The sequence below is a fragment of the Clostridium sp. C2-6-12 genome, assembly GCF_009928485.1.
Taxonomy (GTDB): Bacteria; Bacillota; Clostridia; order Clostridiales; family Clostridiaceae; genus Clostridium.
Window position 1 is genome coordinate 75,116 of sequence record NZ_JAABNP010000025.1, and the last position, 18,565, is coordinate 93,680.

At 29.9% G+C, this 18,565-nt stretch carries 19 protein-coding genes; 1 reads left to right on the plus strand and 18 read right to left on the minus strand.

The window, feature by feature from the left end:
* The first annotated feature begins 11 nt into the window (after positions 1-11).
* Positions 12-203, plus strand: a complete 192-nt coding sequence (gene rpmB, locus GXK56_RS18960; RefSeq protein ID WP_008424849.1) for a 50S ribosomal protein L28 — start codon at positions 12-14, stop codon at positions 201-203.
* A 347-nt stretch (positions 204-550) separates the two neighbouring features.
* On the opposite strand, the gene GXK56_RS18965 is transcribed toward rpmB, so the two are convergent.
* The 18 genes from GXK56_RS18965 to spoIVA all read right to left on the minus strand — a co-directional run bounded on the left by GXK56_RS18965 (position 551) and on the right by spoIVA (position 18,155).
* The gene (locus GXK56_RS18965; protein ID WP_160690298.1) at positions 551-1,186 is read right to left on the minus strand and encodes a thiamine diphosphokinase; all 636 of its coding nucleotides are present in this window, start codon (positions 1,184-1,186) and stop codon (positions 551-553) included.
* Positions 1,187-1,190: 4 nt separating this feature from the next.
* Complete coding sequence (gene rpe, locus GXK56_RS18970; RefSeq protein ID WP_160690300.1) at positions 1,191-1,835, minus strand: ribulose-phosphate 3-epimerase; 645 nt, start codon at positions 1,833-1,835, stop codon at positions 1,191-1,193.
* Positions 1,829-2,701, minus strand: a complete 873-nt coding sequence (rsgA, locus tag GXK56_RS18975; RefSeq protein WP_160690302.1) for a ribosome small subunit-dependent GTPase A — start codon at positions 2,699-2,701, stop codon at positions 1,829-1,831. The genes rpe and rsgA overlap by 7 nt, the downstream gene beginning before the upstream one ends.
* 254 nt (positions 2,702-2,955) lie before the next feature.
* Positions 2,956-4,887 carry a Stk1 family PASTA domain-containing Ser/Thr kinase gene (gene pknB, locus GXK56_RS18980; protein WP_160690304.1) on the minus strand — a complete coding sequence of 644 codons (1,932 nt, stop codon included), beginning with the start codon at positions 4,885-4,887 and terminating at the stop codon, positions 2,956-2,958.
* Positions 4,888-4,889: 2 nt separating this feature from the next.
* Positions 4,890-5,609 (minus strand): Stp1/IreP family PP2C-type Ser/Thr phosphatase, encoded by a 720-nt coding sequence (locus GXK56_RS18985; RefSeq protein WP_160690306.1) that lies wholly within the window; start codon positions 5,607-5,609, stop codon positions 4,890-4,892.
* 1 nt (position 5,610) lies between these two features.
* Positions 5,611-6,654: a 23S rRNA (adenine(2503)-C(2))-methyltransferase RlmN gene (gene rlmN, locus GXK56_RS18990; RefSeq protein WP_160690308.1), complete on the minus strand. Its 1,044-nt coding sequence runs from the start codon at positions 6,652-6,654 to the stop codon at positions 5,611-5,613.
* Positions 6,655-6,668: 14 nt separating this feature from the next.
* The gene (gene rsmB, locus GXK56_RS18995) at positions 6,669-7,985 is read right to left on the minus strand and encodes a 16S rRNA (cytosine(967)-C(5))-methyltransferase RsmB (RefSeq protein WP_160690310.1); all 1,317 of its coding nucleotides are present in this window, start codon (positions 7,983-7,985) and stop codon (positions 6,669-6,671) included.
* Between the two features lie 15 nt (positions 7,986-8,000).
* Positions 8,001-8,690 (minus strand): zinc metallopeptidase, encoded by a 690-nt coding sequence (locus GXK56_RS19000; protein ID WP_160690312.1) that lies wholly within the window; start codon positions 8,688-8,690, stop codon positions 8,001-8,003.
* Positions 8,691-8,704: 14 nt separating this feature from the next.
* Positions 8,705-9,631 carry a methionyl-tRNA formyltransferase gene (fmt, locus tag GXK56_RS19005; RefSeq protein ID WP_160690314.1) on the minus strand — a complete coding sequence of 309 codons (927 nt, stop codon included), beginning with the start codon at positions 9,629-9,631 and terminating at the stop codon, positions 8,705-8,707.
* Positions 9,632-9,652: 21 nt separating this feature from the next.
* Positions 9,653-10,093 carry a peptide deformylase gene (gene def, locus GXK56_RS19010; RefSeq protein WP_160690316.1) on the minus strand — a complete coding sequence of 147 codons (441 nt, stop codon included), beginning with the start codon at positions 10,091-10,093 and terminating at the stop codon, positions 9,653-9,655.
* A 15-nt stretch (positions 10,094-10,108) separates the two neighbouring features.
* Positions 10,109-12,304, minus strand: coding sequence for a primosomal protein N' (gene priA, locus GXK56_RS19015; RefSeq protein ID WP_160690318.1), 2,196 nt, complete (start codon positions 12,302-12,304; stop codon positions 10,109-10,111).
* A gap of 78 nt (positions 12,305-12,382) precedes the next feature.
* Positions 12,383-13,564, minus strand: coding sequence for a bifunctional phosphopantothenoylcysteine decarboxylase/phosphopantothenate--cysteine ligase CoaBC (coaBC, locus tag GXK56_RS19020; RefSeq protein WP_160690320.1), 1,182 nt, complete (start codon positions 13,562-13,564; stop codon positions 12,383-12,385).
* 1 nt (position 13,565) lies between these two features.
* Positions 13,566-13,787, minus strand: a complete 222-nt coding sequence (gene rpoZ, locus GXK56_RS19025; RefSeq protein WP_160690322.1) for a DNA-directed RNA polymerase subunit omega — start codon at positions 13,785-13,787, stop codon at positions 13,566-13,568.
* Positions 13,768-14,406: a guanylate kinase gene (gene gmk, locus GXK56_RS19030; RefSeq protein ID WP_160690324.1), complete on the minus strand. Its 639-nt coding sequence runs from the start codon at positions 14,404-14,406 to the stop codon at positions 13,768-13,770. Before gmk ends, rpoZ begins: the two co-directional genes overlap by 20 nt.
* Entirely contained in the window at positions 14,406-14,678 is a 273-nt protein-coding gene (locus tag GXK56_RS19035) for a DUF370 domain-containing protein (protein WP_160690326.1), read from the minus strand. Before GXK56_RS19035 ends, gmk begins: the two co-directional genes overlap by 1 nt.
* Before the next feature lie 14 nt (positions 14,679-14,692).
* Positions 14,693-15,574, minus strand: coding sequence for a YicC/YloC family endoribonuclease (locus GXK56_RS19040; protein WP_160690328.1), 882 nt, complete (start codon positions 15,572-15,574; stop codon positions 14,693-14,695).
* 415 nt (positions 15,575-15,989) lie between these two features.
* Positions 15,990-16,412 carry a PBECR2 nuclease fold domain-containing protein gene (locus tag GXK56_RS19045; protein ID WP_160690330.1) on the minus strand — a complete coding sequence of 141 codons (423 nt, stop codon included), beginning with the start codon at positions 16,410-16,412 and terminating at the stop codon, positions 15,990-15,992.
* Between the two features lie 264 nt (positions 16,413-16,676).
* On the minus strand, positions 16,677-18,155 hold the full coding sequence (gene spoIVA, locus GXK56_RS19050) for a stage IV sporulation protein A (RefSeq protein WP_160690332.1): 1,479 nt from the start codon (positions 18,153-18,155) through the stop codon (positions 16,677-16,679).
* Positions 18,156-18,565: the final 410 nt, after the last annotated feature.

The window sequence follows — 18,565 nt, forward strand, 5'->3', positions numbered from 1 at the left end:
GGTGTTTTCTAATGGCAAGAAGATGCGAAATTTGTGATAAAGGTGTTGTAGCTGGAGTTAGCTATAGCCATTCACATCGTCAATCAAAGAGAACTTGGGCTCCTAACATAAAGAAAGTAAAAGCTTTAGTTAACGGAACACCAAAAACTGTTCATGTATGTACAAGATGCCTTAGATCTGGAAAGGTTCAAAGAGCAATATAGTTCATAATAAAAAATGCAATTGTTATCCCAATTGCATTTTTTATTTTACTTAATTTAATTCAAGGTGATAAAAATGCTTAATATTTTCACCTTATGTATCTATTGTTTTTTTCTAAAAAATTTTATTATACTTGATAAAAATTTAGGTAATTTAAAAGCTATTATTTTCATTCTCTCATCTCCTATTGATTATTAATATAAAAAACATCTTAAAATTTAAACAGTCTTATTATAATAATATTCAATTCTCTTAGGAAATGTTCCAATTTTTAAATAAAAAATAGGCAAATTTTAATTTTTTTATTTAGAAATCTGCCTATTTTATATTCTATATTTAATTTTTCTAATCAATCCCTTGAATGAAGTATTAATAATTCTCCTGAATCATAACTTATTTCTATTGGAGTATCTATAAATTCATTACATATGGCACGTGGGGCTAATAAACTCATATCATAGCTTTCTAATATATATTTACCACCTATAATTTCTAAATTAGTCACCTTATCACTTAAAGCATGAAAAGATATATTATCTCCATAAGAACCATGTAATATCATTTTATTATGTCCAAGATAAATTCTGTTATTGTCATCTATAATCTCTAAATCTATACCTTTTTCCTTAGCAATCAAAAGCAAACCTATATTACCAAGCGTATGGTCCATTCTAGTTCCTGTTGCTCCAAATAAATATATTTTTTCAGCCCCTCTTTTGACAGCTTCCATTAATGCAATTTCTGTATCTGTATAATCCTTTTCAGGTGGAAACTCCAATATTTCTTTTATTTTTAATCTTGCTTTATTTAAAATTTCTTTATTGGCAGAATCAAAGTCACCTATAAGCAAATCAGGGATAATATTATAATTGTATAAACACTCGCAACCTTTATCTGCTGCTATAACAAAATTAACTCTACTTAGATAATCTCTTAACAACTTTTCTGATGGCGGATTTCCTCCACTTATAATTGCTGAAATCAACTTTTTACCCCCTTAGAGCTTTTATATTTTCGCTGATTTCTCCTTCATTGAATACAGCTGAACCTGCAACTATTACATTAGCACCAGCTTCTATAACTTCTCTTACATTGTGTTTATCTATTCCTCCATCAACTTCTATTAATAATGAAGGATTAACTTTGTTACTCATTTCCTTTATTTCTCTAATCTTATCTAAACAATATGGTATAAATTTTTGTCCTCCAAATCCAGGATTAACAGTCATTATCAAGACCATATCTAAGCTTGGAATCAAATCTTTTAATACAGATGTTGGAGTCCCTGGGTTTAATGAAACTGCTGCTTTTTTGCCTTTTGATTTAATATAATTAATTGTTCTATCTATATGTCTATCTGCTTCATAATGAACAGTTATTATGTCAGCTCCTGCTTCTATAAAATCATCTATGTAATTTGATGGATTATTTATCATTAAGTGAACATCAAATACCCTTTGTGTTCTATTTCTTATTGATTTAATTACAGGCAATCCAAGTGATATATTGGGTACAAAATTTCCATCCATTACATCAATATGAACAAACTCTGCTCCTCCCCTATCTATTCTTTCTATGTCCTCTCCTAATTTTGAAAAATCTGCTGATAATATTGATGGTGCAATTTTTACCATTTATTTTTTTCCTCCTCCATTATTTCTTCTAATGTTTTTATATAAAAATTATATCTATACCTATTAATTTTATCATCCTCTACAGCTGTTTTTAAAGCGCACCCTGGCTCTTTGTAATGAAAACATCCTCTAAACTTACATTTATCATTATACTCACTAAATTCAGGAAAACAATATTTTAAGGACTCTTTATCCATTAAATCTTTTATTTCTAATGTAGAAAATCCAGGAGTATCCACTATATATCCATCAGCCACTTCTATAAGTTCACTATGTCTTGTAGTATGTTTTCCTCTTCCAATCTTTTCACTTACTTTACCTGTTTCCATGTGTTCATTGTCAGAAAGCTTATTGATTAAAGTTGATTTTCCTGCCCCAGAAGGTCCGCAAAAAACCGTAGTATTTCCTTTCATTTTTTCTTTTAACCTTTCAATTCCAATACCTGCTTTAGCATTTATATAAAGTACTTCATAACCAATATCATTTATACGCTTCTTTATTTCTTCCCGCTCTTCTTCTGACACTAAATCAATTTTATTTAAACATACTACAACTTCAATATCATTATGTTCGCATAAAATCAAAAATTTATTTAATAAATCAAAATTTATGTCTGGATTTTTAACTGCAAAAACAATAAATGCTAGCGAAACATTTGCAACTGTCGGCCTGATTAATTCTGACTTTCTCTTATGGATTTCTTCAATAACGCCTTTTCCTTTTTCTATTTTAATCGTAACATTATCTCCTACCATAGGTTTTATATCCATGTGTCTAAATTTACCTCTAGCCTTGCATTCTATTATATCATTTTCTGTTTTGATATAATAAAAGCCTCCTATACCCTTTATTATTTTGCCATTCATATTTTTCCTCCATTATCATATATATTATATACTTCTTGTGTAAATAATCTAAATATTAATTTTCCTACATAGTTTTTATAAGAATAAAAGATTTAATGTATAATACTATCAAATAAATATAATTATTTAATAAATTATCAAATTCATCTTAAATATAATTTTATTATAAAAGGAGAGGTTTTTTTTAGCAACCTCTCCTTTTATTTTATTTATTAACATTTCTAACTTGATGCTTTACTATTAAATGTTAATTGTTAGTTACCCTTTGTGCTGTTAAATGGACTTGTAGCAGTATTTCCTGTTCCTGGCGTAGTTTTTGTTGTATCCGTTGATGTTCCTCCTGGCCCAGGCGTAGTTCCTTTATTTGGTGTAGTTCCAGGCGTAGTTCCTGGTGTTTTATCAGTAGTTCCAGGTTTTTGAGTTCCTGGTGTTGTTGGGTCAGTAACAGGAGCTTCTTGTTTAGCTACATATTTTCCTACTTCTATAGTAATTGAAGTTCCTTGTTCTACATTTTTATTTGCTTCAATGGATTGACTTAATACCTTCCCATCTTCACCTTGATTTTGTGTTTCTTTCTCTTTAATACCATACTTTAACTTAGCGTCAAATAGGCTACTCTTAGCACCTTCCACATCTAAGCCTAATACATTAGGAACTTTTGAAAACTTAATTTCTGGCCCTTTACTTACAACAAGAGTTACTTTAGTTTTTGAATTAACCTCAGTATCTTTCTTTGGTGTTTGATCCTTAATTTGTCCCTTAGGTATATTATCACTATAATCTTCTGAAGACTTTATATTGTCTGCTTCAATACCATAAGATTTTAAGATAGTTTTAGCTTCATCTAAGTCTCGACCTTCTAAATCCGGCATTTTATTATTACCCTTGCTTCCAGAACTTACAATAACTCGGACTTCACTTTTTTCTTTAACCATTGTATCTGCATCTGGTTTCATTTGGATAATAGTGCCCTCTGCTGCATCATTAACTTCTCTATCAGCTTCAACTAATTTTAGATTTAAAGCATCAAGTTCTTTTTTCGCATCATCAATATTTTTTCCTACTAAATTAGGCACTTTAACTTCTTTGGTACTAATACTTCCTCCGGGAATTGCCATTTTATATGCTGCAACCCCTAATCCAGCCAATAACAATATTAAAATTACTCCTACACCAATTTTAATAAATTTGCTCTTACTTATAAAACCTGATTTTTCATCATCTTCGTCTTCATCATAATAATCATCTTCATCATATTCGTCATACTCATCATTAATCTTAGCTTCCTGTTTTGATATTTGTTGTGTTACGGCTGACATTATAATTGTATGATCATCATTATCTTCATTTATATTAATTTTTGCATTAGGATCATCCTTTATTTTTTGAAGATCTGCAATCATTTCTTTAGCTGTTTGATATCTTTTAACAGGTTCTTTTTCCATAGCTTTTACAATTAATTGACTTAAACTATCTGGAATCTTTGAATTAATATTTTTAGGTGGTACAACTTCCTCTTGAAGATGTTTTAATGCTATAGTTACAGCTGTATCCGCTTGAAATGGTAGAGTTCCTGTAACCATTTCATATAATACAACTCCTAACGAATATAAGTCTGTTCTACAATCTATAAAACCGCCTTTTGCTTGTTCTGGAGATAAATAATGAGCTGAGCCCATTATTGTACTAGTATTTGTAATAGTTTCAGAATTTGCTGATTTTGCTATTCCAAAATCACTTACCTTCATAATTCCGTCTTCAGTTACAAGAATGTTTTGAGGCTTAACATCTCTATGGATTATATTGTTTCTATGAGCACAATCTAAAGCTCTTGCAATTTGCATAGCAACAGATATTGCAGTTTCGTAATTCATTTTTCCAACTTGCTTTATTATATCTTTTAATGTTTTTCCTTTTACATATTCCATTACGATGTAATTAATACTATCTTGAGTACCTACATCAAGTATATTAACTATATTGTTGTCAGATAGAGTTGCAATAGCGGTTGCTTCTCCTTTAAATTTTTCAACTATATCAGCATTATCACAAAATTCATTTTTCAATATTTTAACAGCAACAAATCTATTTAATTTATTATCTCTTGCTTTAAATACTTGTGACATTCCGCCTTCGCCTATTTTTTCTAACAACTCGTATCTGTTTCCAAGTACAATTCCATCCATAATTATATATCTCCTCCAAACAACAATACTGTTATATTATCTCTGCCACCATTTGCTTTTGCTAAAGCCACCAGCCTATCAGCGCTTTTTATATAGTCTTTTTCTTCAGTGATAATTTGCAGAATTTCTTCTTTAGTCAGCTCATTTGTTAATCCATCTGAACACAATATGTATAATTCATATTCATTATTATCTAACTCAAAAACATCTACTACTACAGAACTACTAGTACCTAGAGCTCTTGTAATAATATTTTTTTTAGGATGATTTTCAGCCTCTTGTTCGCTTATACTTCCACTGTCAACAAGCTCTTGCACTAAAGAATGGTCTTTAGTGATCTTTTTAATTTCATTATTCCTTATTGCAAAGCAACAACTATCGCCAACATTAGCAATATGTATAAACTCTTTAGTAATAAAACAGACTGTGACTGTTGTTCCCATTCCACTTAATTTCTCGTTTGTATTAGAAAAATTAAATATATCTGTATTAACCTTTTTAATGGCTTCCTCTATTAAATCTCTTGAATTTGAAGAAGAAAATTTTTCATCAACATAACTCACTATTCTTTCTGCTGCCATCTGACTTGCAACTTCTCCAGCGTTATGTCCACCCATTCCGTCTGCTACAACATAAATTTTAAACTCTTCCTTCTCTAAATAAGAGGCAAAATCTTCATTTAATGTTCGTTTTAATCCCACATCACTTACTAAGCCTACCATTTTACTCTTCCCTCATTTCTTGGGTTTCCATATAACTTCTTCTAAGTTGTCCACATGCTGCATTAATATCGCTTCCCATTTCACGCCTTGTAGTAACTTCAATACCAAAACTCTTTAATATCTCAGAAAAATCTTCTATTGACTTCTTCGAAGACCTTTTAAAAGAATTTTCTTTTATTTCATTTACTGGTATTAAATTAACATGGCAAAGCATTCCTTTTAATAATTTTCCTAATGCTTTTGCATCTTCTTTACCATCATTTACATCTTTAACTAATGCATATTCAAAAGTAATTCTTCTGTTTGTTTTATTAACATAATATCTACATGCTTCTAATATTTCATTAATGCTATATTTATTTGCTATAGGCATAATTTCTTTTCTTTTTTCATCACAAAATGCGTGTAGGGATATTGCAAGTGTTATGCTAAAATCTTTATCTGCCAATTCATATATTTTAGGCACAATTCCACAAGTAGACAATGTTATATGTCTTTGCCCAATATTTAATCCATATTCTGCAGAAACCACTTCCAAAAATTTAACTACATTTTCATAATTATCTAGAGGTTCTCCACTTCCCATAAGTACTATATTAGATATTCTATCTCCAATATAATTTTGGACTACAAGCACTTGTGACAAAATTTCTCCTGTGGTTAAATTTCTAATTCGTCCCTCTAAGGTAGATGCACAGAATTTACATCCCATTCTACATCCCACTTGAGTTGATATACATATAGAATTTCCATGTTTATATCTCATAAGTACTGATTCAATTAAGTTTCCATCTTTAAATCCTAATAAAAACTTTTCAGTTCCATCTATTTCAGATTTATAAACTTCTATTACCCTTGGTAAATCAATAGTAAAGTTTTCTTTCAATTTAGATATAAGTGATTTAGGAAGATTTCTCATATCATCAAATTGATTTATCCCTTTATAAATCCATGATAATATCTGTTTTCCTCTAAATGCACTTTCATCATTTTCTTTCATCCATACTTTAAGTTCTTCTAAAGTATAATCTAGTAAATTGTCCATATGTCCACCTACTATTATCTTTTTTCTAATTTTGCCACAAAGAATCCATCCATATTTTCGTTTGGCAGAATAGTTAAAGATCCATTTTTGTTGTACATTAAATTATCTTGCTTACCAATAAAGATTTTTTTCACTGCACAGTCTTTATGTTTATTAACAAACCAATCAATATTTTCTTCATTTTCTTCTTGATTTAATGTACATGTTGAATAAATCATAATACCACCAGTTTTTAAATACTGCCATGCATTTTCCATTATATCTCTTTGAATTGGTATTATTTCTCTTAAATCATTTCTTGATTTATTCCATTTAATTTCTGGTTTCTTTCTTATAATTCCAATTCCCGAACATGGAACATCTATTAAAACTCTATCGCTAGCTTCCACTAATTCAGGATTTAATTTAGTAGCATCGTGCGCCTTAACTTCAACATTAGTTATACCTAGTCTATCACAATTTTCTTTAATTAATCCAAGTTTAGACTCATGAATATCATAAGCTAACACTTTTCCTGTATTTTGAAGGATTTCAGCAATATGAGTAGTTTTCCCCCCTGGTGCACTACATAAATCAACTACTGTCATTCCTTCTTCTAATTCCAATAAAGGTGCTATAACCATTGCACTTTCATCTTGAACTGTAATTTTACCTTCTATGAAAAGTGGATTAGTTTCTATAGATTTTCCACCTTTAATTGAAATTGCTTCTGGACAAACTGCTCCTTCTTCAATTTCATATCCAAGTTCTTCTAACTTTTCAAATACTTCATCATAATCTGCTGTCATTCCATTTACCCTTACGCTGACTTCTGGAATCACATTTAATCCTGACATTATTTTCTTTGCTAAATTTTCTCCATATTGCTTTATTAAAAGTCTAATCATCCAAGGTTCAAACGAAAACTTATAAGCATATTCATCAATTTTATTTCCTAAAACTTCAATATCATCTGGATTTTTAGTAAAACTTCTTAGTATTCCATTTACTAATTTCGAATCATTTTCTGAAATTTCTTTAGCCTCTTCTACAGCTTCATTACATGCTGCATAGCTTGGTATTTTATCCAAGAAGTTCATTTGATAAACTGCTACTCTTAAGATATTTAGAACGTCCTTATTCATTAATTTAATATCTTTTACAAAATTTGAAATTATAATATCTAAAGTTTTCTTTCTTCTTAAAACTCCATATACAATTTCAGTTAACAACGCTTTATCTTTTTCATTAAGTTCTACTTCATTTAATTCTTTTGATAGAATTATATTAGAGTATGCTCCTTCATTTAAAACTCTACCTAATATCTTTACTGCTAATTTTCTACAATTCATACGCTACCTCTTTTTTTAATCATTACTATTGTTTATAGCAATGAGTCTTATTAAATTTGATACTGCCATTAGAGTTGCAGCTACATAAGTCATTGCTGCTGCATCTAGTACTTTTTGTGCATTCCTAGTTTCATCACCATATAATATACCTCTTGATTTTAATATATTCAAAGCCCTAGTAGAAGCATCAAATTCAACAGGTAATGTTATTAATTGAAAAATCACTACTGAGGAAAATAAAATTATACCTAGCCATGTAAGCCCTTTAAACCCTAGTAAAATTCCTATGAAGAATAATATCCACGATATACCTGATCCAAAATTCACAACAGGTACTATAGAATTTCTTATTGTTAACGGCGCATACTTTTCCTTATGCTGAATCGCATGCCCAACTTCATGAGCTGCAATTCCTGCTGAAGATATACTTCCTCCGGAATACACTTCTGGTGATAATCTTAATATTCTGCTGGAAGGGTCATAATGATCTCCTAATTTTGAATTTATAACTTCTATTCTCACATCATTAAGTCCAGCTTCATCCAACATCATTCTTGCAATTTCCTTACCAGTATAACCATTCATAGTTCTAACCTGACTATATTTATTATATGTGCTGTTTATTTTAGATTGTGCCCAAAATGAAATAATAATAGCCGGAATTAATATTATCATTGTAGGGTCAAAAATTGGATAAAAGTGCATTTTTCATCCCTCCATTATCCTAAAACTATATTTTTTTCTATTTCATGCCCATTTATATATTGTTCTATAGTTAATGGCTTTCCATTTGGAAATTGTACTTTCTTTACAATAAGTACACTATCTTTACACGCTATTTTTACCCCATTTTTATTTACATCCAATATTGTCCCTGGCTTACTAGATGATTTTTCTTCTGAAACTTCTGTTTCATATATTTTCATTCTTTCCCCTTTATAATCAGTGTAAGCTATTGGCCATGGATTTAATCCTCTTACTAGATTATGAATTTCATTAGAACTTTTATTCCAATCTATATTTGCAAGTTCTTTATCTAGCATTTTAGCATAAAAAGTTTCATCCGGTTGTTTTTCTGGGACAATACTGCCACTTACAATTCCATCTATGCTTTTTATTAAAAGATCTGCTCCCCTTACCATTAATATATCATGTAACTCTCCACTTGTCATATTATCAGTAATTTCCACTTCATCCTTAAGGATCATGTCACCAGTATCAATTCCTGGATCCATAAGAATTGTGGTATTTCCAGCAACCTTTTCACCTTTTATTACTGACCACTGAATCGGAGCAGCTCCTCTATACATTGGAAGCAATGATCCATGAAGATTTATACATCCATACTTAGGTATATCAAGAACTTCTTTAGTCAAAATCTGTCCAAAGGCTATTACAATCATCAAATCAGGTTTTAAATCTTTTAAAGTTTGAATTAATTCTAAATCTGCTTTAAGCTTTACAGGCTGATAGATTGGAATTCCATGCTTTAACGCTTCTTCTTTAACTGCTGAATATGCCATTTTCTTGCCTCTGCCTTTTGGCTTATCAGGCTGAGTAAGTACTGCAGTAACATTATATTTTTCAATTAATTTCTTTAAAGACGGAACTGCAAAATCAGGAGTACCCATAAATACTATATTCATTTCTTTTCCTCCTGTCATCAATTATTTTTTTACTCTATCAATAAATAAAGTTCCATTTAAATGATCATATTCATGTAAAATAGCTCTTGCGAGTAATTCTTCTGCTTCAATTTCGAATTCTTCACCTTTTTCATTTAAAGCTCTTGCTCTAACATAATTAGGTCTCATAACTTCTTCTGTTTCTCCTGGTAAGCTTAAACAACCTTCTTCATCTATTTGTGAACCACTTGTTTCTATTATTTCAGGATTAATAAATACTAATGGACCTTCTCCAATATCTACTACAAATAGTCTCTTTAAAATTCCTACTTGCGGCGCAGCAAGACCAACTCCATCTGCATCATACATAGTTTCCTTCATATCTTCAATTAAAGTCAATAATCTGTCATCTATTCCTTCAACTTCTCTACATCTTTTTCTTAATACGTCATCTCCAAATTTTCTTATATTTCTTAATGCCATCTTTGCATCCCCCTACTATGTCATATTATTAGGATTAATATCTATACTAACCCTTATTTCATTATATACACTCTTATTTAATAGATAAAGTGTATCTTTTACTTTTTCGCTAAAATCATCATCAAAATTTCCTTTTATGATAATCTGCCATCTATAATTATCCTTTAATTTTGTAATAATACACGGAACTGGACCTAATATTGTTAGTCCTTCCACTATTAATTTTTTCAAATTAACTTCCAAATTATACATGAATTTTTTTAGTTTTTCTTCAAATTTTGAAGATCCATTAATTAATAATATTTTACCAAAAGGAGGATTACCCATCAACCTTCTAATTCTTATTTCTTCCTTAAATAAACCTTCATAATCTTCTTCTCTAGCATATTTTAAGCTGTAATGGTCTGGAGTATAACTTTGAACAATCACTGTTCCTTCCTCTTCACCTCTACCTGCTCTTCCTGCAACCTGAGTTATTATCTGATAAGTCCTTTCAGCAGCTCTGTAATCTGGCAGATTAAGAGACATATCTGCTGCTAAAACACCTACTAATGTAACATCTTTAAAATCAAGTCCCTTTGAAACCATTTGAGTTCCTATTAAAATGTCTGCTTCTCCATTTTTAAAAGAATTATAAATGGACTCATGGGAATTTTTATGTCTTGTAGTATCCACATCCATCCTTAATACTCTTGCCTTTGGAAAATACTTTTTTACTTCTAATTCAACTCTTTCAGTTCCCGCTCCAAAAAATTTAACATATTTACTGTTACATTTTGGGCATTCTTTTCTTACTTTTTCAGCTCTACCACAATAATGACAAATTAGATATCCATTTTTGTGATATGTCATTGAAACATCACATTCAGGACATTTAAATACATAACCGCAGCTTCTGCATGATATAAACGTAGAGTAGCCTCTTCTGTTTAAAAACAAAATCACTTGCTTTTTATTGTTTAAAGTTGTTTCAATTTGTTCATAAAGCTTTTTACTAAATAGAGAAAGATTTTTATTCTTTAATTCCTGTCGCATATCTACGATTTGCATTTCAGGCATCTTTTTACCATTAACCCTCTTAAGCATTTCAATCAAAGTATATTCTTCCTTAAGAGCCTTATAATAGCTTTCAATACTAGGTGTTGCTGAGCCCAAAACCAATTTGCACTTTTTAATTTGGCACAAAAATTCACTTACTTCTCTTGTATGGTACTTAGGGTTATGCTCTGACTTATATGTATTTTCATGTTCTTCATCAATAATAATAAGTCCAAGATTTTGAAGTGGTAAAAATAACGCACTCCTTGCACCTATTACTAATTTAGCCTTACCTTCTTTTACTCTATACCATTCATCAAATCTTTCCCCATCATTTAATCTACTATGAAACAAGGCTACATCTTCGCCAAATCTACCTTTAAATCTTTCAATCATCTGTGGTGTCAATGAAATTTCAGGAACCAAAACAATAGCACTTTTACCTTGATTTAATATTTCTTCAACCAATCTCATATATACTTCTGTTTTTCCTGACCCTGTCACACCTTTTACAAGAAATTTTAACTGTTTACTTTTTAATATTGTATTCAAGCAATTTTCTTGCTCTTCAGTTAATAATTTACTATGATCATTTTCATAACTACGTGTATTGTATCTATAAACAACCTGATCTTCCACTTTTAAAACTTCTTTTTCTATAAGCTTATTTAATGTATATAAAGAAAATTCCCCATTATTAGTTATTTCAGTTTTTGTATATATTCCATTATTATTTAATATAAAGTTATATAACCTTATATAATTTTCTTTTTTTAACTCTTCTGTATTAATTTCTTGATTGATATAGATTACTTTCTTTTTTTTATTTTTCAAACCTTTCATAATACCAACTGGAATCATAAGTCGAACAGCATCAATATATTTACAAAGATATTTCTGCCTTAAGAAATTAATCATCTTAATATCATCCTCGGTTAAAATAGCTTCATCATCACACAAACTAATAATATCTTTAACTTTATAATTGAAATTTACAGATTGATCATCAAGTAATGAATATACAAAGCCTTCAATAGGCTTATTTCTTTGACCAAAGGGAACCTTAACTCTAAAACCTATATCTATTTTTTCAATAAGTTCATAAGGTACTTTGTATGTAAATGGTCTATCTATTTCCACAGCGTCATTATTTAAAATTATTTCAGCATACATAATATTTACACTACCACCTTACGCCCAAATTAATCATTTTCATAAAAACCTCATATAGTAATAAAGAAGCGCAAAATTCTAGCGCTTCTCAAGTATGATATCAAATAAATTACCTGCAATTTTTTCTTTACTCATCTTATCTAAGTACATTTCTTTATCCTTAGATAAAATTACTACTCTATTGTCCTCTGATGCAAAACCTGTATCTACTGCAGTTATATCATTTGCTACAATATAATCTAAATTCTTTCTTTGAAGCTTAAGTCTAGCATTTTCTATCAAATTCTGACTTTCTGCTGCAAAGCCAACTAAAATTTGCTTTTCTTTTCTATTCCCTAGTTCCATTAAAATATCATTATCCCTAACAAATTCAATGCTCAAATCACCTTCACCTTTTTTTATCTTTTGATCACTGTAATTTTTAGGTTTATAATCAGCAACAGCTGCCGACTTAATTACTATATCAGCATGCTCAAATTGCTTTATAACTTCACTTTTCATTTCTTCATTGGTTGAGACTTTAATAACATTAATATTTCTAGGAACCTCTATATTAGTTGGTCCTGTTATTAATGTTACATTAGCACCTCTATTTCTTGCTTCTTTTGCAATTGCATATCCCATTTTACCTGTTGATCTATTTGTAATAAATCGTACTGGATCAATTTGAGCAATTGTAGGTCCTGCTGTTACAACAACATTTTTATTTAACAAATCTTTTTTTTCATTAAGTTCCATTAAAACTCTGTCTACTATAACATTTGGACTTTCAAATTTTCCTGCCCCAGTTGTTCCACAAGCCATTCTTCCTTCAATTGGATTTATAAATTCATATCCAAAAGACTTAAGTTTTTTTATATTGTCTTGAACTATAGGATTTTCATACATATTGGTATTCATAGCAGGCGCAAAAATAACCTTAGCCTTAGTTGCCATTATTGTAGTAGATAACATATCATCTGCAATACCATTAGCCACTTTTCCTATTATATTAGCTGTAGCTGGTGCTACTAAAAGCACATCTGCTTTTTGTGCTAAACTTATATGTTGAATTTCCCATGCCCTTGGTTCTGCAAACATATCACAGATAACCATATTTTGACTTAAGGATTGAAATGATAGTGGAGTGACAAATTCAGTAGCTGACTTTGTCATAATAACATCAACATTAATGTTTTGCTTTACGAGTAAACTTACAATTTCTAAAGCTTTATATGCAGCAATTCCTCCACTTACTCCTAATACTACATTTTTTTTCATCTTATTTATGACCTTCTTTTACAACAATATCATATTCAAGTGCATCTTGATCTATTTCATTAATTGCAAGTGTTAAAGGTTTCTTTGAGTTCATAGAAATCTTTGGACTAGAACCGTCAATTATTTGTCTTGCTCTTTTTGATGATAATATTACTAAAGAATATCTATCCTTTGTCTTTTCTAATAAATCTACTACTGATGGATTAATCATAGAGTTGTTCATGTATAATACCCTCCTTAGAATCTAATATACTTTCTTTTATTCTATCTACTCTGCATTTTTCGGCAGCTATTATAGCTTCTAGTTTTTGAACAGCAATATCTACTGTATCATTAACTACAGCATAATTATATTTAGAAATATAATTTATTTCTTTATATGCAGATTTGAATCTTTTCATTAAAGACTCAGGCGTTTCACTGCCTCTTTTTATGATTCTTTGTTTTAACTCCTCCATAGATGGTGGAAGTATAAAAATAAATACGCCTTCTTCTGTATTTTCTTTAACCTTTAGGGCCCCTTGTATATCTATTTCTAAAATAACATCTTTCCCACTTTCTAATATTTCTTCAACATTAGACTTAGGTGTGCCGTAGAAATTATCATATACTTCAGCATATTCAAGAAAATCATTATGAGCTATTTTTTCTTTAAATTTTTCTTTTGATGTGAAGTAATAATTAACACCTTCAACTTCACCAGCTCTAGGAGCTCTTGTAGTTGCAGAAACAGATAAAGCTACATTATTATTTCTTTCTAGAAAACTTTTGCAAATCGTACCTTTTCCTGCCCCTGAAGGCCCTGATATAATTATTAGTAATCCTCTCCCTTTATTATTCATTATTCATCAACCTCGTCAACAGATACATCATCTTTTGTAGCCAATCTATGAGCTACTGTTTCAGGTTGAACTGCTGATAATATAACATGATCACTATCTGTTATTATAACCGCTCTTGTTCTTCTTCCATAAGTAGCATCAATTAGCATCCCTCTATCTCTAGCTTCTTGAATAATTCTTTTAATAGGTGCTGATTCTGGACTTACAATTGCAACTAGTCTGTTAGCAGAAACTATATTCCCAAAACCTATGTTTATTAACTTGATTCCCATTTTATTCCTCCTAATTATTCAATATTTTGAACTTGCTCTCTAATTTTTTCTATTGTATTTTTAATTTCTATTACTTTATTAGTCATACTTATATCTGTTGACTTAGATGCAATGGTATTTGCTTCTCTATTAATTTCCTGAATTATGAAATCTAATTTTCTACCAATTGGTTCTTCTAAATCTAAAGTACTTTTTATTTGGCTTAAGTGACTTCTAAGTCTTGTTATTTCTTCATCTACAGCTGCTTTGTCTGAAAGAATTGCTACTTCAAGAGCTATTCTGCTTTCATCAATATCAACGCCTGATAATAACTCACTTAATCTTTCCTCAAGTTTCTTTTTATAGTTTTTAGGAATAATATCTGACAATTTTTCAATTTCTTCAACATATGTTTCTATCATTTGAACCTTTGATAAAATATCTTCCTTTAATTTTTCCCCTTCTTTTATCCTCATTCCATCCATTAAGTCAAGAGCTGATTCAATAAGTGGCGAAATTTCCTTTAACATGTTATCTAGATTTTCTTCTGGTTCTTCCAAGGTAATTACATCAGGTAATCTTGCTATTCTTGTTGTAGATATATCATCTATAACATATAATTCATCACGAATTTGTCTTAAACAGTCATAATACTCCTTGGCTAACTCCATATTTAATTTTGGTTTTCCAGCACTGTTTCCATAATTTTTATAATTTATAAAAACATCTACTTTCCCTCTATTTAACCTTTTACTGATTATATTCCTTATCTTCTCTTCTAAAGCAAGCATAATCCTAGGCATTCTAATATTTACATCCAAATATCTATGATTTACACTCTTCATTTCTACAGAAAAGCTTAAATCTCTACCTTCTTCGCTTTGAGCCCTACCGAAGCTAGTCATACTCTTTATCAATTTTACACCTCCTTTAAGTGAGATAAGTGAGAGTCCAAATCTATCATTTGGTTCCTCGAACTTAGTTAATTTGCGCATGCAAATTAACTTCCTTATAACATATTAATCAATAATATATCAACTCAATATACAGTGTCAACACTTTGTTCACAAATTATTAACATTTACAAACAAATAAATTATCAACTCCCATAATAAATTATTAATGCATTCTTTTATCAAATGCCATAGAATTATCTCTCTTATATCATTACATCAAAAAAAGAATTACTTAACAACCATCTAGACTGATTGTTAAGTAATCCCTTATATTGGATCTTATTTTTTGGCAGGGCGGCGTATCCTGCATCTCTGATTACTAGGTTTAGCGCGTGAGGAGCCTTTCTCACCTCAAAAATAAGTTTTCTAAAAAAAATTATATACTCTTTTTTAATTCAGAATTTTCTACTTCTACTAATCTTCCTCTACATATTCTTGCATTCATTTTAGAATGTGTTATAGGATACATGGTTGCAACAAAGATATATTCGTCTTCCAGATCAATTTCAAGCCCTAAAAGCAATATAATATTATCAATAGTTTTTATAAGTTCAATAGATCCTCCTGCTGTTCTACGATAATCTACCCCAACATATTCAGGATCTTTTATTATCTTTTCTATAATATCTATTATATTTTCTTTCATCTTTTTGGTGAATTGTCTTCCATGTCTTTTTTTAATATGGTTTATAACTCCAGGAGAGGCGTAAACTGTTCTCGGTAATTCAAGCTCTAAGAGCTCACTAATAGAGTTTTTTATTTTACCAACCTTCTTATAAGCCTTATACTCTTTTTTCATAGATACCCCTCATTTATATCCTTTTTATTATTATACCCCAAATTTATGTATTATTCTACTTAGTTAACCATTAAACCTAAAAAAACTATTGATTATACTATACTTATATTAAACTATTTACAAATAAAATTCACTTTTAAATAGCGCTATATATGTCATACATTTGACTAGCTTTTATAAGAATAAGGCATATAAAAACTAACAGATTTACACCTCAACCCATTCTTTTCCATATGCCTAAAATTAAAACTTTTATTTATCTTCTTAGAGTATTATACATATTAATCCGCCATTACCCTCATTAATAATTTTTTGGAGAGTTTTTTGGATCTTTACTTGTACATCTTCTGGCATTTTATATAGCTTATTCTGTAAGCCTTCTTTGACTAAAACCTCTAAAGATTTTCCAAACATGTTACTTTGCCAAAGAAGCGCTGGATCTGTTTCAAATTGATCAAGAAGACCTTTAACTAATTCTTCTGACTCTTTTTCCGATCCCATTATAGGACTTATTTCTGTTTTTATATCACATTTTATGAAGTGAAGACTTGGCGCACTTGCTTTTAGTTTAACACCATACTTATTGCCTTGTTTAACAATTTCAGGTTCTTCAAATTTCATTTCTGCAAGCTGTGGAGCAACTAATCCATACCCATTTTCCTTCACATCTTCTAATGCATCCTTAACTTTATCATATTCAGTTTTAGCATAAGTTAATTCTTTTATTATACCAAGAAGATCACTTTCAGAGTTAACTTCTAAATCACATATTTCACTTAGAACTTTATAAAAAATCCCATCCTTTGGCTTCATGAATACTTTTGCCATTCCTTTTCCTAAGTCGACTTCCTTTACTGCAGCAGTTCCCATAAAGTCTTCATTTTCATAGTCGTTCAAACAATATTTTATATCCCTTACTCTTGAAACATCTTGACTCATACTTTGAATTATGTTGAAAAAATCTTTTTTTAGCCAATGGTTGCATTCTAATTTTTCTAACCATTCAGGCATATCTATATTAATTTCTTTAATAGGAAATTCTTTAAGTACATGTTTAAATAAATCTTCAATATCTTGTTCCTCCATATTATAAACATCCATCACTTGTACTGTTACATTGTATTTATCTTCTAATTCTTTTTTTAAGATCTTTGTATCTTGAGAATTAGGTTTATTAGTATTAAGAACTACTATAAATGGTTTGTTTATGGTTTGCAGTTCATATATTACCCTTTCCTCTGCATCAACATAATCAGCTCTATCTATACCTGTTATACTTCCATCTGTAGTAATTACAAGCCCTATTGTAGAATGATCCTTTATTACTTTTCTTGTTCCAATTTCAGCTGCATCCTCAAAAGGAATTTCATAATCATACCAAGGTGTATGAACCATTTTATTTTCTTCACCATCTAAATAACCAAGTGCTCCTTTTACTATATACCCTACACAATCCACCATTCTAACCTTAAATTTAATTTCATCCCCCAAATTTATTTCCACGGCTTCATTAGGTACAAATTTAGGTTCTGTTGTGTGAATATTCTTTCCAGAACCACTTTGAGGCAATTCATCTTTTGCTCTTTCCTTTTTATAAGTATTATCAATTTTAGGTATTACCATAAGATCCATGAATTTTTTAATAAATGTAGATTTCCCTGTTCTAACTGGACCTACAACACCTACATATATGTCCCCTTGAGTTCTATCAGCTATATCTTTGTATATGTTAAAATCCTCCATGTAATTCCCTCCTATATTCTTTTTACCAATATATATATATTCATGGAGGAGGTAAAATATACACATATAAAAAAAGTGCGCAGCACAACCAAGAACTTAATTAAAAAAGCAGCTATGCTGCAACCAAAGAACTTAATTAACGAACTCCAATATGAAGCAATCCACCTATAACAAGAATAGCTATGCTACAATTCGAACTTCTCTGCAACCAAAGAACTTTTTTATAAACCTCTAATCACTATAATGCGATATAGAACTTATCAAGCACAACCAAGATCTTTTCACCTATAAAAAAACAGCTATCACTAACTAACAACTCTTCATATGCACAAAAACATCAATACTTAAATCTTCCAAATCGAGTAGGAGCTAAATAATTATTTTATTTAGCGTCCTCTCACACCACCGTA